Raw genomic sequence first — 20,364 nt, forward strand, 5'->3', positions numbered from 1 at the left:
ATGAAAAAAGTTTTTTATATGGGTGATATAGTAGAGATGAAAAAGGGCCATCCTTGTGGAAGCAATGAATGGGAAATAATAAGACTTGGGGCTGATATAAAAATTAAATGCTGTGGATGTGGAAGAATAGTAATGCTTCCAAGAAACAAATTTTCTAAAAATGTGAAGAGAATTATTAAGCAGAATCCTGACAATATAAAAACTACGTAAATGAGTTAAATTGATTGATTTTATGTGAAATCAGTGGTAAAATAATAAGCTGTAGTCCCTGCTGTAAAGTTTACAGCCATTAGTCCAAAGGGAGGAGGTGGAATCAATGAAAAAATATGAAACTATATTTATATTGCATCCATCATTAGATGAAGAGGCTTTTAAATCTAATGTAGAAAAATTTAAGGATGTGATAGAAAATGGTGGAGGAGTAATAGAAAACGTTGATATTTGGGGTAAGAGAAAACTTGCCTATGAAATAAATAAAATTAACGAAGGATATTATACCTTAATAAATTTTAGTTGCGATTCTAAATTACCCAAAGAATTAGATAGAATATTTAGAATTACAGACACAGTTATAAGGCACATAATAGTAAAGGATGAAAAATAGGTGGTGTTTTAATTGAATAAAGTTGTTTTAATTGGAAGATTGACTAAAGATCCAGAACTGAGATTTACACCGGGAATGGGTAAGGCAGTTACAACCTTTACTATAGCCGTTGATAGAAGATTTTCTAAGGATGGACAGAGAGAAGCGGATTTTATTCCCATTGTTGTATGGGGAAAGCAAGCTGAATCTACAGCAAACTATATGAGCAAGGGAAAGCTTATAGGTGTTAGCGGTAGAATCCAAACTAGAAGTTATGAAGCTAAAGACGGCAGTAGGAGATATGTTACTGAAGTTATTGCAGAAGAAGTTCAATTCCTTGAATGGGGAGAAAAAACTGCAAGAAATTCATATAATGAAAATCCATCAGAAAATTTAGATAAAACTAAAGGTTTTAATGAAGAGATTTATGGAGAGGATATTACACCAGTTGATGATGGAGATATCCCATTTTAAAGGTAAGGAGGAATGAATTTTATGGCCAATAGAGAGGGCGGAAGAAGAAATTCTGGTAAGATGAGAAGATCTAAGAGAAAAGTTTGTGCTTTTTGTATGGATAAAGCTGAATCTATAGATTACAAAGACATAAATAAATTGAGAAAATATGTTACAGAAAGAGGGAAGATTCTTCCAAGAAGAATTTCTGGAAACTGTGCAAAACATCAAAGAGAACTTACTGAAGCTATAAAGAGAGCTAGAAATATAGCATTATTGCCATTTACAACAGAATAATTTTTAAGGGTGAGGAATTTTATTCTTCACTTTTTTTTATATTAAAAATAATAATCTTTTAAATTACTATTTTAGCTTAATATTATATTCTAACTTATGTATAATAATATTATACATAAGTTAGAATTATAGGAATAGGATATGTTTTGTAAAATTATATAAGAGGACTAAAGTCAAGTTAAATGATGGGGGGGTAAAAGGACGTATGAATAAAGAGAATTTTAATATAATGTATGATGTTAAGATTATAGAAGATTTAAAAGCAGATCTTTTGTGTATAATAGGAGATTTTTTCAAATTGCTTACAAAGGGAAGCAATGTGGCAAGGGAATCCATACTGGATTGTATTTCCGGGGCAATAATAATTTTATATTTGCTTGCGGAAAGATTGGGATATTCCCATGTGGAAGTAGATGAAACCATGAAAAAAAAATTGAAAGTTGGTATAATTGAGGAAGATAAAATAGAACAACATGGAAAAAATTTAAGTAAATTATATAATCATCTGAAAGAAAAGAGTTAGCGGAGGTAAAAATGCAAAAAAGGATGTATAATACAAAGGCACTTATTGAAGGCAGCTTAACTACAGCACTTATAGTAGTAATAATGCTAATAAATATATATGTACCCATATTTTTTATATTTGTTAATTTTATATTGCCAATACCTATAACTGTACTGTATATTAGACAAGATTATAAGATAGCTTTGATTTCTGTCATAGCTAGTGATATATTGATATCAATGTTTTATAATCCCATAGCTGCATTATCTTTAATAGTATTAATAGGATTAACAGGAATGACTTTAGGATATTGCATAAAAAATAAGAAGAAATTTGGAACTACTATAATATTTTTATCTATATCTATGGCAGTGGGAATAATTTTTTATTTTGCTGTACATATAATGCTTATAAGTAAAGAAGGAATATATGGATTTGTCAATGGGATGTTGGAAAATTTTAAGCAGTCCATGAATTTAAGCAAAAGCATGTATGAAAAAGCTGGTGTATCAAGTAATCAATTTGCTTCTATGGAAAGTATGCTTAAAGTACTTACACCAGAATATGTTATGAGACTTATTCCTGCAGGAATAATAATTATTTCATTTATTTTGTCATATCTAAATTACATAATAACCAGAGCCATACTTATAAAATTAAAATATCAAGTTAATGGAATTAAACCCTTAAACCAATGGTATATGAATACTAGGCTGGGAACATTAGTGGGATTAATACTTGTTAGTGGAATTTTATTTGATAGAGAAAATATGGCTATTGGACAGTATATGATTACCTCTTCAGAAATTATATTACAACTTATATTCCTTATAGATGGATTGGCATTGTTAACATATTATTTAATGAAAAAATTTAGAATATCTAAAAAAATTGTTGCTATCATTATAGTATTTACAGCTTTATCCAGTTTATCATTATTTTGTGTTTTGGCAGGTTTTATAGATATGATATTTGATTTTAGGAAACTTGACCCTTATAGAAAATCAAAAAAACAATAACTGGAGGCTTATATTAATGGATAATAAGTACAATTATTTTATAAATAGCAATAAGGTATATATGATAATAATTGCAGTGCTTATTTTAATGCTGATATTATATGGGCATATAAATATAGGTATTACAGCTACTTTTTTATATGTATTTCTTATAATTTATAATATAAAAAATACCAGATCTAGAAAGAACAGATGGAAGGAATTTATAGAGGATTTTTCATCTAAACTTGATGTAGCTACTAGAAGTACTCTTGTAAAGTTGCCATTTCCACTTGTTATAATAAAAATGACCGGTGATGTATTATGGTATAATCAGAATTTTTCACTTATATTAAAAGGTAAGGATATATTGGGGCAGAATATTAAAAATATAGCTGGAGATTTTAACATAAAACAAGCTGCAAATGGAAGAGAAAATATATTCAGATATATAAAGATTGAGGATAAACACTATGATATATATGCAAATATAGTGGAAACTTCTGAAGACTCCAAAGATAAGATTATGATATTATATTTTTATGATGTGACGAATTCATATAATATTATGTCTTCTATAGATGCGAATAAAAATACAATAATGCTGATAGAAGTAGATAATTTTGATGATGTTATAAAAACTATGGAGGAAGATGATAAGCCTCTTATAATAGCTGAAATAGAGAGAACTATAAATATATACGCTCAAAGTTTAAATTCCATGGTAAGGAAGTATGAATCAAATAAATATGTATTTTGTGTACAAAACAAATATATAGAACAAGAAATGGAAAAGAAATTTGAAATACTTGATGCTGTAAGAGAAATAAATATGGGAAATAAACTTTCGGTGACATTGAGCATAGGTGTTGGAAGAGGAGGAGAAAGTCCACAAGAAAATGAAAAATATGCGGTATCAGCCAAAGAATTGGCACTAGGAAGAGGTGGAGATCAAGCAGTAGTAAAAACTCAAGATAAGTTATTGTTCTATGGCGGCAGGACCAAGGAAGTTGAAAAGAGGACCAAAGTAAAAGCAAGGGTGATAGCACAGGCACTTGTAGATATAATAAGGGACAGCAGTAATGTATTTATTATGGGTCATATTAATCCTGATATAGATTGCTTGGGCTCTTCAGCAGGTTTACATAGCGTAATAACTCAATTGAATAAGAAATGCTTTATAATACTGGATAATAGTAATGAGAGTATAAAACTCATACTGAATAAGATAAAAGAAGAGGAAGAATATGGGAATGCTTTTGTACACAGTAGGGATTGCGAAGATAATGTAAATGAAAACAGTCTTCTCATAATAGTAGATGTTTATAGTAAAGGATATGTTCAAAATATGGATTTGGTTAAAAAGTTCAATAGAATGGCCATAATTGATCATCATAGAAAACCTCCGGATTTTATTGAAAATTCTCTTCTGAATTATATTGAACCATATGCTTCTTCTACTTCTGAACTAATTACTGAAATGTTACCATATATGGTGGAAAAACCGAAAGTAAAAACTATAGAGGCAGAAGCTCTTCTTGCAGGAATATGTGTGGATACTAAAAATTTCTATTTTAAAACTGGAGTGAGAACTTTTGAAGCTGCCTCTTTTTTAAGAAGATTGGGAGCAGATACTATAAATGTAAAAAAATTTTTTTCTGACGATCTGGATACCTATTTAAAAAGAGCTGAAATTATAAAATCAGCAAAAATATATAATAACATTGCCATAGCAATATGTCCTGAAGAAATAGGAACTATATTGCTAATTGCCCAGGCAGCAGATGAACTGCTAAATATTACTGGTATTCAAGCCTCTTTTGTTTTTGTTAAAATAAAAGACGAGATATTTATTAGTGGAAGATCTTTAGGTGATATAAATGTACAGATTATACTTGAAGCTTTAGGGGGTGGTGGTCATATGACTATGGCAGGAGCAAAATTAGAAGCTGTAACTATAGATGAAGCACTGGAAAAATTAAAAACTGTTATAAAGAAATATGTCGAGGAGGATGAAAATTAAATGAAAGTTATATTACTAAAAAACGTGAAATCATTAGGGGAAAAAGGAGAGGTAGTAAAAACTTCAGATGGATATGCAAGAAATTATTTGATACCCAAAGGACTTGCTGAGGAAGCAAATGATGTAAATCTTCATATATGGAACAATAAAAAGGAGGCACAGAGAAAACAGAAGATTTCAGAAATAGAAGCGGCACAAAAACTTGCAGAAAATTTAAAGGGGAAAGAAATAAGACTGACAGTAAAATCGGGAGAAAATGGAAGATTGTTTGGTTCAATAACGGGTAAGGATATTTCGGATGAGCTTAAAAAGAAATTTAATATAAACGTAGATAAGAAAAAAATAGTGATTAATAATATAAGGCAACTTGGTGTCTATTTTGTAGAGATTAAATTGTACCCTGAAATATCTACTAAGATAAAAGTGGTTATTGAAGAAGAATAAGGAGGAAAATTTGTGAAACTGCAGTTTATGGACGGATTAAAAAAGGATATAAATAATTCTGTATCATTAGATACTCAAGTGAATGTACTGAATAATTTATTGAAAAAAATGATGGATAAGGGCACTATAAAATCCAGGATAGTAAAGTATAAGCTTCAAAACTATGTAAATAGTAAAAATGTATTAGAGAGATTATATGCTCTAAATAAAATAGTAAGTGATGGAAAAGGTCTGGATATTGTACCAAATCAATCAGAAGCACAGAATGCGTTAGAGGATACTAATAATTGGATTGCAGAAATTTTGGCGGAAAGGTATGTTAGAAACAGTATTGAAAAAGAAGTGGAGAAAAATCTTATAGAACGTCAAGATAAATATATGGATGATATAAGGCTTAATATTATAAGGAAACAAAAAGGGTGCGAAAATGCAAAGACTTTAAAAAAGTATGCAAAGCTTGAAGTGATGGATTCCAAAATATTTGGGAAAAACATTCAGGAACTTTTGAGACCTGAAAGCTTTGAAGAAATTGTGGGTCAGGAAAGGGCCATAAAATCAATGATTTCGAAAATAGCATCGCCTTATCCGCAGCATATAATTTTATATGGGCCTCCAGGAGTAGGTAAAACTACAGCTGCCAGAATTGCCCTTGAAGAAGCTAAAAGGTTGAAATTTACTCCTTTTAGCAGTGATGCTAAGTTTGTAGAAGTAGATGGAAGTACTTTAAGATGGGATCCTAGAGAGATTACAAATCCTCTTCTAGGTTCTGTACATGATCCTATTTATCAGGGTACGAAAAGAGATCTAGCGGAAGTTGGTATACCAGAGCCTAAATTAGGGCTTGTTACTGAGGCTCATGGAGGAGTACTTTTTATTGATGAAATAGGCGAATTAGATGAAATGCTTCAGAACAAGCTTCTTAAAGTGTTAGAAGATAAGAGAGTTCAGTTTTCATCTTCATATTATGATCCAGATGATGAAAATATCCCCAAATATATAAAGTATTTGTTTGAAAAAGGAGCTCCAGCAGATTTTTTACTAATAGGTGCTACTACAAAAGCTCCTAGTGAAATAAATCCTGCATTGAGATCTAGGTGCACTGAAGTTTATTTTGAACCACTTTCTATAAAAGATATAAAAAGAATAGTGGAAAATGCAGCTGATAAGCTTCATATAGAAATAGAAGATGGTGTATCTGAGCTTATAAGCAAATATACCATTGAAGGAAGAAAGGCAGTCAATATATTAGCGGATGCCTATGGTTATGTACTCTATAATAGTGGAGCTGAGGGTATAAAGGATAAAGTTAATATCTCAGTAGATGACTTGCAAAAGGTTATATCCATAAGTAGACTTGTTTCTTTTGAAGAAATTATTCCAAGAAAGAAATATGAAGTAGGGCATATTTATGGATTAGGAGTGATGGGATATATAGGAGATACTATAGAAATAGAATCAGTGGTGTTTAAAGCTAAAGAGAATGGGAAGGGAATTGTAAGATTCAATGATACTGCAGGAAGTATGACAAAGGATTCGGTGTTTAATGCGGCTTCGGTTATAAGAAAGACTACTGATAAGGATATAAGGGATTATGATATACATGTGAATATAATAGGAGGTGGAAAGATTGACGGACCTTCAGCAGGGGCTGCTATTACGGTATGTATTATAAGTTCTCTATTAAATAAACCTTTAAGGCAGGATATAGCAGTAACAGGTGAAATATCTTTAAGAGGTAATATAAAGCCTGTAGGGGGTATCTTCGAAAAGATCTACGGTGCAAAAAGAAAGGGAATAAAAACTGTATTAATACCTGAAGAAAATTTAGGAGATGTATCTGATGATATCGAGGATATAAAGATAAGAACTATATCCAATATAGAAGAACTTATGGATATAATGTTTGAATAGATATCGTGGGTATTGTGAATCTAGATAAATTTACTTAATATTAAAATCTTAGGAGTGAGGTTCCCATGGATGTACCTTTTAAAAATATACCTCATAATATAGAGGCTGAACAAAGTGTAATTGGATCAATGCTTATTGATAAAACCGCCATAGTGGAGTCAATGCAGGTCTTAAAGGTTGAGGATTTTTATAAAGATGCCCATAAAGTTATATTTGATTCCATACTTGATCTATATAGAAAAGATATTGCTGTTGATATAATAACATTGACAGAAAATTTAAAATCAAAGTCCAAGCTTGATGCTGCCGGAGGAATAACTTATATAAGCGAGCTAAGCGGATCTATTGTATCCACAGCTAATTTGCAATCTTATATAAAAATTATCAAAGATAAATCTACCCTTAGAAAGCTTATTAAAGCTTCTACAAAAATAATAGAGGAGAGCTATAATAATCAAGATGATGTGGAAAAAACCATTGATATGGCTGAAAAATCTATATTTGATCTTTCCAACAATATGAAAACATCGGAGTTTGAGCCTATGAATGTGGTGCTTGAAAGAGGATTTTTGGAGATAGAAAGATTATTTAACAATAAGGGTGAAACTACAGGAATAGCTTCAGGATTTAGAGAACTAGATGCCAAAACTTCAGGATTTCAAAAAGGAGATATGGTTCTAGTAGCAGCAAGACCTTCCATGGGCAAAACGACTTTTGCACTTAATATAGCAGAATATGCAGCTTTGAGAGAAGGGAAAAAAGTAGCTGTATTTTCTCTTGAAATGTCAAAAGAACAGCTGGCGTATAAATTATTATGTTCTGAAGCCCATATAGATATGTTAAAACTCAGGACTGGAAATTTGGAAGATAAAGATTGGGAAAATATTGCTAGAGCTTCAGGGCCTTTGGCTGCTTCAAAAATTTTTATAGATGATACAGCTGGTATATCAATTATGGAAATGAGATCTAAATGCAGGAGATTGAAAATAGAGAAGGGTATAGATATCATAATTGTGGATTATCTTCAACTTATGAGAGGAGGAAGAAGTTCAGAGAATAGACAGCAGGAAGTGTCGGAAATATCAAGATCTATTAAAGCTCTTGCCAAGGAAATGCAGTGTCCTATTATTGCTATATCTCAGTTATCACGTGCCCCAGAAGCAAGAACAGATCATAGACCTATGCTTTCTGACTTGAGAGAATCTGGATCCATAGAACAGGATGCGGATATAGTTATGTTTTTATATAGAGATGAATACTATAACAAGGAAACAGAAGAGAAAAATATAGCAGAATGTATTATTGCGAAACAGAGAAATGGTCCTACGGGGACGGTAAAACTGGCATGGATGGGACAGTTCAGTAAATTTGGGAATCTTGACGTAATTCATCAAGAGTAAGTCAATATATCATTGTGAATTGTTAGTAAAGAATAATATTGTGAAATAAAATTAATTTATATTTGATTATAGTCAGGATTTGTATTAAAATAGTATTGTGTCTTTGCTCCTATAGCTCAGTAGGTAGAGCAACTGATTCGTAATCAGTAGGTCACAGGTTCGACTCCTGCTGGGAGCACCAGTTAAATCAACGGTTTTGTCCCATCTATTTACTATAGTAAAATTTAGTAAATGGCTGGGGCTTTTTTATGTGTATAGAAATGAATAATAAAATAAGTTCTTAAAAATTAAGAAAGGGTATATAGCTATTTGTTAATAATATCATAAAAGACTTCACACTCTTGACTCTCTACTCAAATATAAAAAAATATAACTGAAAATCAAAATTCCCAGTTATATAAAACTAAATCAAATCTATTTTACATAAATCTGTCTATATTCTCCATTTATCCCCCAAGTCCTATTCCTCAATTCTTGTAATTGCTTTTGCTAAGGATTTTTTATGGTCCAAATTACCTTGTCTAGCTATCATTATTCTCTGTGCCTGAGGTGAACCTGCCCCGTGCATGGATTCAGTCCTATAGCTTACTGCAGCTGTACCAAGACATAAATTCTCTATAAGTCTCAGCACTTTCATTCTGTCTTCCGTAGGTATACTAGAAGTTCCCTTAAAGTATTTTTCCAAATACTTGCCGGTAACAGGATTTTTGAAATCTTTTTCGGAAGGCATAGTAACCATCAAACCACCTGCAATATCCTCAGCTAACCTTGAAATCTCATAGGGGAATCTAGTCACGTTCTGCTTGCAGACATTGGCTAACAGCAAATTAACCAGGTAATTTCCTGCTGCGAGTTTACAACCTTCACAGGAACATGCAACACCGCAGGAATATAAAGTCTCATTTAAATGCATCATCTCTATTAATTTATCTTTTATATGGGACTTCCTGGGTACTCCATTGTATTCAGCAGCTAAAGCTGCTGCTCCTATGAGCACATCCCCCATCCCAGATTTACATCCACCGTAGCTCTGCCTGTGATAGCCTGCAAACCTTTCAACAAGTACTCCTGCAAATTCAGTTTCTCCATTTAAAAATATTCTGTCATTCGGTACAAACACATCGTCAAATATTACCAGGCCTTCCATTCCTCCAAAATTCTTATTGCCAACATCAATGTCAGAAAGTTCTTCAAGTTTTCTCGTATCACAGGACTGTCTGCCGACTACAATCATTATGCCCTCAGTATCCACAGGTACAGAAAATGCAACTGCATAATCCTTATCCTCCGGTCTCATTGAAACTGTCGGCATTACCAGGACTTCATGCGAATTACAGATTCCAGTCTGGTGAGCTTTCGCCCCCCTCACTACAATTCCATCAGGTCTTCTTTCAACTACCCTTAGAAACAAATCCGGATCTGCCTGTTTACTCGGTGACAAGCCTCTATCACCTTTTGGATCTGTCATGGCTCCGTCAACAGTCAGATCGTTTTTCTGCACATATTTTATAAAGCCAGTAATATTGTCAAGATAATTAGTATTATATTCCTTATCTACTTCATAAGCTGTACTGTAAACGGCATTTATGGCATCCATTCCCACACATCTCTGAAAACACGAAGCTGTTTTTTGTCCTAATAATCTCTGCATTTTTACTTTTTTAACTAAATCCTCCGTGCTCTGGTGCAAGTGGGTAAATCTATTGATCTTTTCCCCCGTTAAGTTTGAAGTCGCTGTCATCAGATTTTGATATTCCGGTATCTGCGCTAGATCATATGTCATTTTTACAGAGTTACGTGATGGTACAAGCATTGGGTTATCTACTGGGTTGCTCAATTTTTCTCCAAACAAATATATATTTAATTTTAATTTACGCAAACTTTCTACGTATTCCTCTCCTGTCATTAAAGACATAAGATCCTACCCCCTTTTAATTTTCTAATTTCATGGAAATTTCTCTAGCTGTTTTAACCACCTTATCCTTGATTTTAGTACAGATTTTATCATTAACCCTTACAGTAGGTATAGATACACTAATTGCCGCTACTATTTTATTTCCAAATGCCCTTATAGGCGCTGATATACATACAAGCCCAATTTGAAATTCCTCATAATCCAATATATATCCATTTTCTCTTCCCTTTTTAAGGTTTTTCATCAATGCATCCATATTTACAATGGTCTTATCGGTAAATTTTTTAAGAGGAAATTTCAATAACATTTTTAACTTATTTTCGGGAAAATCCATCAAAAGACATTTCCCCAGTCCCGAACAATGGCAAGGGTATTTAGATCCGATTTCCAAATTAGGTCTTAAAACATGTGAAGAACCTATTGAATTTATATATATTGCATTATCCTCGTCCCTTACTGCTAAATTAACTGTTTCATTGAATTCACGCTGCAATTCCATCATACAGTTATTGGCTTCCATGCTCCAACTTTTGAAATTGTTCATTCTATTAACTGTTTTTAACAAGCTTAACCCAAGTCTGTATTTTTTATTTTTTTTATTTTGGATTAAAATTCCCCTGTATTCCAGTGTGCTCAATATTCTGTACACTGTACTTTCAGATAAATTTACAATACCGCTTATCTCCTTTATACCCATCTCGGTATTATCATCTTTAAAGCACTGAAAGACATCTACCCCTCTTATAATTGATTGAATTAATAATTTAGACTCTAAATTTTCCATTTTGTACTCACCTTTTTCCTCATATTTTTTATATTTTTAGCTTAATCTGATTTTTTTTGCATAGTCTCTTATAATAACTAATTATAATAATAATATCTTTGAGTACAAAAATCATATAATTTATAGACTAAAGTAAAAATAATTTATATGTCAATTCATTTTTAAGCTAATCACATATATCTACTATTTTCCCAGGATTTAAGATGAGATTGGGATCAAGCGCCTTTTTTATTCTCTTTGTCATCTCTATCTGTACAGGCTCCAGAACAAATTTCAAATATGGTTTTTTCTTATTTCCTATACCGTGCTCGCCTGTAACCGAACCGCCCAGATCCGCACACAATTTATATATATCCGACATCAATCTAGGTATTTTTTCATACCATTCATCCAAGGTAGAATTTGGGTTTTTATGAGGATTTGGATGAAGATTTCCGTCACCTGCATGTCCATAGCATGGAATAGGAATATCATATTTTTTAGACAATTCCTGCATTTTTCTCATACATTCAGGTATCTTGGACACTGGAACAACCACATCGTCTAGCACTACATGAGGATTTGTCTGCTTCCATGCATCAGTTATATTCCTTCTTATTTTCCACATTCTTTCAGATGTAGTAGCATTATCTGCGATATATACATCAATAGCCCCATTATCCATGCATAGATTCCCAATTATCTCACTTTCATTATCCAATTCATCTTTACTATTTCCATCCAACTCAATTAAAAGCATTGCACCTGAGCCTTCAGATGAAATATTTTCGTTTAGGTATTTACAAGAATTTTCAAATGATGCCGCATCCATAAACTCTATGGAAGTTGGTATAACTTTTCCAAAAGTCATTATTTTGGGAACCATGCTTATTGCACTATCTATATCCTTAAATAATACAAGCAAATCTATTGTTTCTTTAGGAAGAGGCATAAGCTTTATATATATCTTGGTAAATATACCAAGAGTACCTTCTGAACCTATCATTAAATGTATTAAATCATAGCCTGCCACATCTTTTACTCTTTTTCCACCCAGATGAGCTATTTCACCAGTTGGCGTTACAACATCAAGACCGTAAATATATCTTCCAGTGACGCCATATTTGACAGCTTTTCCACCTCCAGCATTTTCAGCTATATTTCCACCTACATAGCATGACTCAACGCTCATAGGGTAACCTGCATAAAATAATCCATCTTCTTTTACCGCATCATTTATTTCATTTGTTACAACTCCAGGCTCCACGACAATCATTAAGTTTTCCTTATCTATTTCAAGTATTTTATTCATTTTCTCAGTGGATATTACTATTCCCCCATATTGCGGAACAGCTCCGCCAGATAAACCGCTGCCCGCTCCTCTCGGAGTTACCGGTATTAGATATTTATTTGCCAATTTCATTATTTTTGAGATCTCTTCTTCACTTGATGGTTTAAGTGCGACTTCTGGCATATGAGCATAAACCTTTTCTGCTATTTCATCATGTGAATACTGCTCCAAATTTTCATTATCATAAATGACATTTCTCTCTCCGACAATTTCTATAAGCTCATCAATAATCTGTGGTGTAATTTTATTGTATTTCATTTTTAAGCCTCCTTTTTCTTATATTCTTTGATCCCTTTTATTAAAGGCGGAAGAATTTCATTTAAATCACCTATAATACCAAGGTCTGCCACTTTAAAAATTTGCGCATCGGGATCATTATTTATAGCTATAATATTTTCTGAAGTTTGCATACCAGCAATATGTTGAATTGCACCTGAAATGCCTATTGCCATATATAGATTAGGTGAAACAGTTTTGCCACTTAATCCAACTTGATGAGGATAGGTCATCCAATTTTTATCAACAACATCTCTGGAAGCACCAACTTCCCCTCCAAATATTTCTGCTAATTCTTCCAAAGCATTAAAATTTTCAGCCTTTCCTAATCCCCTGCCTCCAGCTACAATAATTTTTGCATCTTGTATACCTACCTGTTGGGTTTCATCTTTTAAAAATTTAATGAATTTGGTCTTAACCTCTGAGGAATCATCTATAAATTCTCTTTTTATAACTTCTCCCTTTCTACTTTCATCAGCTGCCATAGGTTTCATTGAATGTGGTCTCACCGTAGACATTTGAGGTCTTGTATTAGGTGTCTTTATAGTTGCAAGTATATTACCACCTATTGCTGGTCTTGTCTGAAGTAAATTACCTGTGCCCTCTTCTATATCGAGGCCTGTACAATCTGCCGTCAATCCCGTTTTCATTTTTATGGCTACGTAAGGCATCAGAGTCCTTCCTGTAGTCGTAGCTGCTGCAAAAAATATATCCGGCTTAAATTCCTTAAGAAGAGATATTAAAACTTTTGCATAGGATTCAACGATGAAATGTTCAAGATGGCTGTCATTAACAACATAAACCTTATCTGCACCTCTTGCTATCAATTCATTGATATCTTCAGTCTTAATATTATTTCCTATAATAACAGAAGAAAGTGGTGCGTCTAATTTCTTTGCAAGTTCCTTACCCCTATTTAATAGTTCAAAAGATATACTATTTAAACTGCCACATCTAAATTCCGCAAGTGTCCATATTTCTTTCATATAAATGCCTCCTACTTTAATAATTTAAAATATTCTTTTACAGTAAAAAATAAGTTTAATTAATAACTTGTACACTTATTTATATTATTGCTTTAGATGACAGATAATTTAAAATATTTCCTACAACCTTATCTACATCTTCTTCACTTTTAACTTCAAATTTTTGACCCTCTCGAGCTACTTTAGGGCTATCTATTTTAACTACTCTTGTTGGAGAGCCCTTGAGCCCTAAAAATTCGTCCTTAGCTTCTATATCTTCAGCATTCCATACTTTAACATCCATTTTTCTGGCCTTCATTTTGCCTTTAAAATTTGGAAGTCTTGGAGCACATATCTCCTTCGAAACAGTTAGCGCAGCAGGTAATTTCATATCTAAAAGTTCATACCCATCTTCCACAAGTCTTTTTATACCTATATCGTTTTCACTTACGGAAACTATTTCACTTGTAAATGTAGCTACAGGCAAGTCAAGAAAAGATGCAATTCCCGGCCCAACTTGAGCTGTTTCTCCATCTGTTGCTCTTTCACCGCAAATTACAAGATCAAAATCTTTTATCTTTTTTACAGCACGTGATATAACATATGATGTAACCCATGTATCCGATCCTGCAAATTTTCTATCCGATAACAATATTCCATCATCGCATCCCATAGAAACTGCTTCTTTAATCGAGGCCACAGCACTCTGGGGTCCCATGGATAAGGCAATAACTTCTCCACCATATTTTTCTTTTAGCTGTACAGCTGTTTCTACTGCATATAAATCCATAGGATTTATTATACTTTCAACACCACTTCTAACAATAGTACCTTTTTCCGGATCCATTTTTACATTGCTTGTTTCAGGCACTTGCTTAACTGGAACTATAATTTTCATATGTTACACTCCTTATCTTTTTAAAAATCAAAACCATGTTTTTGAATAATATTGTTTTATTTCTAATCTTCGTTTAAACGATATATAAAATATATAATTTCACATAGTAAAATCATATATTTTATTTTACATGTGTATTATAAAACAAATATAAAATTAGTTCAATACTCAAATAGAAAATTATCTAAAAATTTTCTATAATGTAATCCATTGCACATTCAATAATTATTTAAAGCCATTAAATGTAATCATTATCATGTAAAAATAAATTTATTATTCTGAATTATCTGTCATCTATAAATATTTTATTCTTATAGTTAATATAGCATATATTAAAATAGCTCATTTCATTATATACTATTTTTCTGTGTTAATTTGAAATCGTCTTTCTCTTTTATTAAAATACCCTATAATATAGGAATATAAAAAATTTCTATATTATAGGGTATTTTAATAAAGTTATCTAATTTCTTAAATTATCTTTTTCTTCTGGCTACAGCCAGACGTGACTTGTTGACCTCTTTTATACTGGAGGGTCCCATCTTTAAAATCAATTTCACATAGAGTATATCTATAATAACGAGTTGTACAATACGGGAAACCATTGCATCTGAACGATATTTTGTCTCATTTGTAGAACTCAACAATACAGCATCCGCAACTTCAGTTATTGTGGAATGAATATAACTTGTTAAAGCTACAACTTTAACACCATTTTCTTTTGCTATGTCTATACAATCCAGATCTTCATAGCTTTCACCTGAATGTGAAACTATAAACAACAGATCAGAGGGAACCGTATGAGCACATACTATATTCATTATATGAGAATCATCACAATTGAAAACATTTAACCCAATTCGCGAAAGCTTATGAAATGCATCTTTCGCAATTATTCCGGATGCACCCATTCCAAAAAACAACACCCTTCTAGCATTTAAAATTAAATCTGTCACTTTATCAATCGACTCGTCATCTACCATATTGCTGATATCCCTTATAGAATTTACTGTTGAAAATATAACTTTTTCCTTAACATCACTTGTACTGTCATCAGGCTTGATCTCTTCATATATGGCCTGAGTTGAATCTGCGGATATGTCCTGAGCAGTTCTCACCCTAAACACCTGATAGGAGCTAAACCCTATTTTTCTTAAGAATCTCATTATGGTTGTCTCACTGGTATTACATTTACTTGCAAGATCGCTTATGGAAAGAAGGATAACCTCATTCCTGTTATTTAAGATAAAATCTGCAATATTCTTTTGTACAGGTGACAGAAGGTTATATTTTGTTCTTATTATAGTAAATACATTATCTTTCACAACAATTTTCTCCTTAACATTAATTAAAAGTACTATATACTATTTAATACTAATTTGATGGACTAAATATAGTAAATATACCACCCTTATATATAAAAATTAGTAATTAATTTACTATCATTAATAGTAATACATTTATCCATATATGTCAATGACCATAAATAGTAAAACTCCAGCATTGATTCGCTAAACCCATAAATGTTATACTTGTTTAAAATCCCAATTATACGAATTTTACATAGGTAAAATGAGCTTTTAATTATATAAAATTTCTGGTTGGTACAATTTTCGATTTCTGGTTGCAGACATCTTCCTGTAAAAGCATTTATAATTGATTATATCAACTATAAATGCTTGGAGATGAAAAAGTAATGAAATACTTTATACAGGGACTACTGCTTGGAATTTCTTATGTAGCACCTATAGGCATGCAGAATCTATATGTCATTAATTCTGCCATGTCAAATAAAAAAACCGATGCCTACAAAATAGCTTTCATAACAATATTCTTTGATATTTCTCTTGCCATTACTTGCTTTTGGGGAATTGGAACTATAATTGAGAGGTTGAAAGTTTTAAAAATTTTCGTTTTACTTGTAGGCTGTATAGTTGTCATATATATTGGGCTAAATCTTATACTAAGTACAACATATATAAACAGGAAAGCAGCTGTAGAAAAAAATTTAACTAAAACAATAGCTTCTTGTTTTATAGTCACATGGATGAATCCCCAGGCTATTATTGACGGCTCCTTACTTTTAGGTGGATTTAAGGCATCCATGTCCTATGAAAATTCTGGATTTTTTATATTTGGATCCTGTACGGCCTCGTTTTTCTGGTTTATATTTCTCACAACCATAGTATCCATCTTTAAGCATAGTTTTAACAAAAAATCCATAAGAATCATCAATATAATATGCGGTATAGTAATAATTTATTATGGATTGAAACTGGGCCTTAATTTTATTCAAGAATTGTCAAATACTAAATTCATAGATAATCTCTTAAATTATATTATTGTAAAAGGATCTGAACATATATGTTAAATATAGATTGGAAACCCCAACGAAATTCTTCCACTGCGCTGTACAGACAAATTGTAGATTATATAAAAGAGAAAATAGGAAATGGAGAGTGGACTGTAGGAACACGACTTCCAGTACAAAGAGAGCTGGCAAAAATATTTGAAGTAAACAGAAGTACTGTGATAGAAGCCTTAGATGAATTAAAAGCAGATGGGTTGATTGAAGGCAGAGGTAAAAAAGGTACTGTAATTATAAATAACACCTGGTCTTTAATGGCTTCAACACCTGCTGGAAATTGGGAGCATTATATAAAAAATGGAATACAGCAGCCCAATTTACCTACGATTCAAATTATAAACAAACTTGAGTACAGTGATAATATAATAAGACTTGGAACAGGAGAACTTTCTCCTGAGTTATTCCCAGAAGAAATGATGAAAAATGTATTCAGTACTATCTCCAATAAAATAAAATCCCTGGGATATGAGAGGCCTAAAGGTTTATTATATTTAAGAGAAATTATAAGCCAGCATATTAAAAAATTTCACATAAATGCATCGCCTTCTTCTATATTGATCGTCTCAGGATCTCTTCAAGCACTTCAGTTGATTTCAATGAGTATATTAAAACCCGGTTCTACTGTGCTTGTAGAAAAACCCTCTTATATAAAATCACTTCACGTATTTGAATCCTGGGGGACTAAATTAAAGGGGATATCTATGGATAAAGATGGAGTTAAATTAAATGAGATCTTGAAAAACTTGGATAATACCACTTCGCTTTTATACACCATACCTACATTCAATAACCCTACAGGTACAATTATGTCACAGGATAGAAGGGATGATTTATTAAATTTATGCACTCGTGAAAGACTCCCTATTATTGAAGACGATGCTTACAGGGAATTATGGATGGAAGAAATTCCTCCTGACACTTTGAAGTCAAGGGACAAAAATGGAATAGTGCTCTATATGAATACCCTTTCAAAATCTTTAGCTCCGGGAATGCGAATCGGATGGGTAATAGGACCTGAAGCTGTTATAGAGCGTTTAGGAGATGTGAAAATGCAAACAGACTATGGGGCAAGTTCTATCTCACAGTATGCAGCTGCAGAATGGATAAAGAGCGGATTATATGAAGCATACCTCAAAAAACTCAGGAGAAAACTTAAATTAAGAAGAGACATTACAATAAAAATTCTTGAGAAATATTTTTCAGACATAGCTCTGTGGAATATACCAAAAGGAAGCTTTTATATATGGATGAGATTGAACAGCAAAATAAATATGACCAAACTTTTTTACAGGTGCTGTAAAAACGGAATTCTTATCAATCCAGGATATATGTATGATTTCAATACAAATTATAATATAAGAATTTCATATTCTTATGCTTCTATACAGGATTTGCAATTTGGACTAAAAAAACTTTCCGATATAATTAGGAATTCACATTTTGACTTAGAATAATTAAAATATAATGCTCTACTCTTCAGAAATCTGTAAAGCAGAGCACTATCATTGTATCTATAAATTATTTAATTGCCATTATCTCTTCAATTAAATAATTTATAGATATCACCCTTTTCCAAAGCATTATAAAGACTGTTCTTTCTCTTCAAAAGTTCTTTATATTTTATTACATAGTTCTTATCCGGTTCAAATACCTCCTGTCTGGCATTACATATGTTTTTAAATGCTTCATTATAATCATCATAAACACCTAATGTAACAGAAGAGCTTATCAATGCCCCAAGAGAGCTTGCCTCACTATTTTCATATTTTATTACATTTTTATCGAATGCACTGGCCTGAATTTTATCAAATAAATCAAATTTAGTCATTCCACCTGCTACATTGACGCTGTTGATTTCACCGGATATATTTTCAATAAGGTTAATATTATCGGCTATTTCAAGAGCAATTCCTTCAAGTACAGCTCTCGCCACATCTCCTCTTTTAGTTCCCAAGGTAAGATTGAAAATCACACCTTTTGCCATAGGATTCCAGTAAGGTGCCGCACTACCCTGAAAATGTGGAAGCAGCAATACACCATTCGCACCTACTGTAGATTCAATGGCCTCATCATTTAACATCTTAAAAGAATCTCCACTGCTTTCTTTGTAAAACTGTTCCTTAAGCCATCTATATATAGCACCTGTATTAAAGATACCAGCTTCAGCTATCCATTTGCCAGGAACAGCTGCAGCACTGCATAACGTTCTCATCTGCCCGTCAAAAGCAGGCTTTTCAGAAAACGCAATTACAAAAGATCCTGTACCCGTATTAGCTTCTGCAGAACCCGGTGCCAATATATTTAAGGCCAAAGCTGCACACTGTTGATCTCCACCCCCTATAATTACAGGAATATCTGATTTTAACCCGGTAATTCTTGACATCTCCTGTGTCAAATTCCCCACTATTGAGCCTGGGGCACAGAGTTCAGGCAGCAATTCTTTATCTATCCCAATTTCATTGAGCAATTCCTCATCCCAGTTAAAATTCTTTATATTCATAAGCATAGTTCTCGATGCCTGTGTCCAATCCGTAATAAACTTCCCGGTAAGTAAATATATAACAAAATCTTGTACACCTAATAACTTATGTGTATTTTTATATATTTCAGGCTGCTCTTCTTTAATCCAAAGCATTTTAGGTGCTGAAAAATAAGGATCTAACCTCAATCCAGTTTTACGATAGATCTCATTTGCACCAATTATATTTGAAATCTCAAAACACTGTGTATTACTCCTTTTATCCTGCCACATAACAGAATTAAACAATGGTTTACCTTTTATGTCTACCGGAATTACAGATGCCCTCTGAGAAGTCACCGCAATTGTACATATATTCAACCTATTTCTATTTACATACTGAGCAGTATTCATAAGTGTAAAAACCAATGCATTGTGCCAGCTTTCAGGATCCTGCTCCACTTCATTACCATTCGTTATCACTGTATGATATTCCTTAGACTCCTCATGTATAAACTGACCTTTTAAGCTATAAACTATAGATCTCAAACTGGATGTACCTACATCAATTATAATTGCGTATTCCATAACTTACCTCCATTTAAAAGTTATTTTATAAAACGTATTCATTTTATAACAAATTATTTTACACCCCAGTAATTCAGCAGATTGTCCTTCTTTTTAATTAAGCTTACAAAAAGGTATTAATTAAACTATTTTTTAAAGGAACATATCCATATGTTCCTCTAAAAATAG

The 20,364-nt window shown here is 32.3% G+C and carries 19 protein-coding genes and 1 tRNA gene; 13 read left to right on the forward strand and 7 right to left on the reverse strand.

Features of this window, described 5'->3' with window-relative positions:
* The 11 genes from LN736_RS10345 to LN736_RS10395 all read left to right on the forward strand — a co-directional run bounded on the left by LN736_RS10345 (position 1) and on the right by LN736_RS10395 (position 8,795).
* Positions 1 to 210, forward strand: coding sequence for a DUF951 domain-containing protein (locus LN736_RS10345; RefSeq protein ID WP_150359053.1), 210 nt, complete (start codon positions 1 to 3; stop codon positions 208 to 210).
* A 106-nt stretch (positions 211 to 316) separates the two neighbouring features.
* Complete coding sequence (gene rpsF / locus LN736_RS10350; RefSeq protein ID WP_150359052.1) at positions 317 to 604, forward strand: 30S ribosomal protein S6; 288 nt, start codon at positions 317 to 319, stop codon at positions 602 to 604.
* Between the two features lie 12 nt (positions 605 to 616).
* Positions 617 to 1,057: a single-stranded DNA-binding protein gene (locus LN736_RS10355; protein ID WP_229981513.1), complete on the forward strand. Its 441-nt coding sequence runs from the start codon at positions 617 to 619 to the stop codon at positions 1,055 to 1,057.
* Between the two features lie 21 nt (positions 1,058 to 1,078).
* Entirely contained in the window at positions 1,079 to 1,333 is a 255-nt protein-coding gene (gene rpsR / locus LN736_RS10360) for a 30S ribosomal protein S18 (RefSeq protein ID WP_179978238.1), read from the forward strand.
* 205 nt (positions 1,334 to 1,538) lie between these two features.
* Entirely contained in the window at positions 1,539 to 1,856 is a 318-nt protein-coding gene (locus tag LN736_RS10365) for a MazG-like family protein (protein ID WP_150357037.1), read from the forward strand.
* 11 nt (positions 1,857 to 1,867) lie between these two features.
* Complete coding sequence (locus LN736_RS10370) at positions 1,868 to 2,857, forward strand: YybS family protein (RefSeq protein WP_229981514.1); 990 nt, start codon at positions 1,868 to 1,870, stop codon at positions 2,855 to 2,857.
* 16 nt (positions 2,858 to 2,873) lie between these two features.
* A complete protein-coding gene (locus LN736_RS10375; RefSeq protein ID WP_179978236.1) occupies positions 2,874 to 4,859 on the forward strand; it encodes a DHH family phosphoesterase in 1,986 nt (661 codons plus the stop codon).
* Positions 4,860 to 5,303, forward strand: coding sequence for a 50S ribosomal protein L9 (gene rplI / locus LN736_RS10380; RefSeq protein WP_150357034.1), 444 nt, complete (start codon positions 4,860 to 4,862; stop codon positions 5,301 to 5,303).
* A 12-nt stretch (positions 5,304 to 5,315) separates the two neighbouring features.
* Positions 5,316 to 7,214: a Lon family ATP-dependent protease gene (gene lonC / locus LN736_RS10385; RefSeq protein ID WP_150357033.1), complete on the forward strand. Its 1,899-nt coding sequence runs from the start codon at positions 5,316 to 5,318 to the stop codon at positions 7,212 to 7,214.
* 65 nt (positions 7,215 to 7,279) lie between these two features.
* Positions 7,280 to 8,614 carry a replicative DNA helicase gene (locus LN736_RS10390; RefSeq protein ID WP_179978235.1) on the forward strand — a complete coding sequence of 445 codons (1,335 nt, stop codon included), beginning with the start codon at positions 7,280 to 7,282 and terminating at the stop codon, positions 8,612 to 8,614.
* 105 nt (positions 8,615 to 8,719) lie between these two features.
* Positions 8,720 to 8,795, forward strand: a tRNA-Thr gene (locus LN736_RS10395).
* A gap of 279 nt (positions 8,796 to 9,074) precedes the next feature.
* On the opposite strand, the gene LN736_RS10400 is transcribed toward LN736_RS10395, so the two are convergent.
* The 6 genes from LN736_RS10400 to LN736_RS19115 form a co-directional block, all read right to left on the reverse strand.
* On the reverse strand, positions 9,075 to 10,529 hold the full coding sequence (locus LN736_RS10400) for a 4-hydroxyphenylacetate 3-hydroxylase family protein (RefSeq protein WP_229981515.1): 1,455 nt from the start codon (positions 10,527 to 10,529) through the stop codon (positions 9,075 to 9,077).
* A gap of 16 nt (positions 10,530 to 10,545) precedes the next feature.
* The gene (locus LN736_RS10405; protein WP_150355339.1) at positions 10,546 to 11,313 is read right to left on the reverse strand and encodes an IclR family transcriptional regulator; all 768 of its coding nucleotides are present in this window, start codon (positions 11,311 to 11,313) and stop codon (positions 10,546 to 10,548) included.
* A 166-nt stretch (positions 11,314 to 11,479) separates the two neighbouring features.
* A complete protein-coding gene (locus LN736_RS10410) occupies positions 11,480 to 12,901 on the reverse strand; it encodes an FAD-binding oxidoreductase (protein WP_229981516.1) in 1,422 nt (473 codons plus the stop codon).
* A gap of 2 nt (positions 12,902 to 12,903) precedes the next feature.
* Positions 12,904 to 13,905, reverse strand: coding sequence for an electron transfer flavoprotein subunit alpha/FixB family protein (locus LN736_RS10415; RefSeq protein WP_150355341.1), 1,002 nt, complete (start codon positions 13,903 to 13,905; stop codon positions 12,904 to 12,906).
* 79 nt (positions 13,906 to 13,984) lie between these two features.
* Positions 13,985 to 14,782 carry an electron transfer flavoprotein subunit beta/FixA family protein gene (locus LN736_RS10420; RefSeq protein WP_150355342.1) on the reverse strand — a complete coding sequence of 266 codons (798 nt, stop codon included), beginning with the start codon at positions 14,780 to 14,782 and terminating at the stop codon, positions 13,985 to 13,987.
* A 476-nt stretch (positions 14,783 to 15,258) separates the two neighbouring features.
* Positions 15,259 to 16,107 carry a MurR/RpiR family transcriptional regulator gene (locus LN736_RS19115; RefSeq protein ID WP_207707983.1) on the reverse strand — a complete coding sequence of 283 codons (849 nt, stop codon included), beginning with the start codon at positions 16,105 to 16,107 and terminating at the stop codon, positions 15,259 to 15,261.
* A 371-nt stretch (positions 16,108 to 16,478) separates the two neighbouring features.
* On the opposite strand from LN736_RS19115, the gene LN736_RS10430 reads away from it, so the two are divergent.
* Together LN736_RS10430 and LN736_RS10435 are read left to right on the forward strand one after the other, a co-directional pair.
* The gene (locus LN736_RS10430; protein ID WP_150355344.1) at positions 16,479 to 17,153 is read left to right on the forward strand and encodes a LysE/ArgO family amino acid transporter; all 675 of its coding nucleotides are present in this window, start codon (positions 16,479 to 16,481) and stop codon (positions 17,151 to 17,153) included.
* The gene (locus LN736_RS10435) at positions 17,147 to 18,604 is read left to right on the forward strand and encodes an aminotransferase-like domain-containing protein (protein WP_150355345.1); all 1,458 of its coding nucleotides are present in this window, start codon (positions 17,147 to 17,149) and stop codon (positions 18,602 to 18,604) included. Before LN736_RS10430 ends, LN736_RS10435 begins: the two co-directional genes overlap by 7 nt.
* A gap of 86 nt (positions 18,605 to 18,690) precedes the next feature.
* On the opposite strand, the gene LN736_RS10440 is transcribed toward LN736_RS10435, so the two are convergent.
* Positions 18,691 to 20,196, reverse strand: a complete 1,506-nt coding sequence (locus LN736_RS10440; RefSeq protein WP_150355346.1) for an FGGY-family carbohydrate kinase — start codon at positions 20,194 to 20,196, stop codon at positions 18,691 to 18,693.
* Positions 20,197 to 20,364 lie beyond the last annotated feature (168 nt).

The sequence above is a fragment of the Clostridium aromativorans genome (genome assembly GCF_020908015.1).
Classification (GTDB): Bacteria; Bacillota; Clostridia; order Clostridiales; family Clostridiaceae; genus Clostridium_B; species Clostridium_B aromativorans.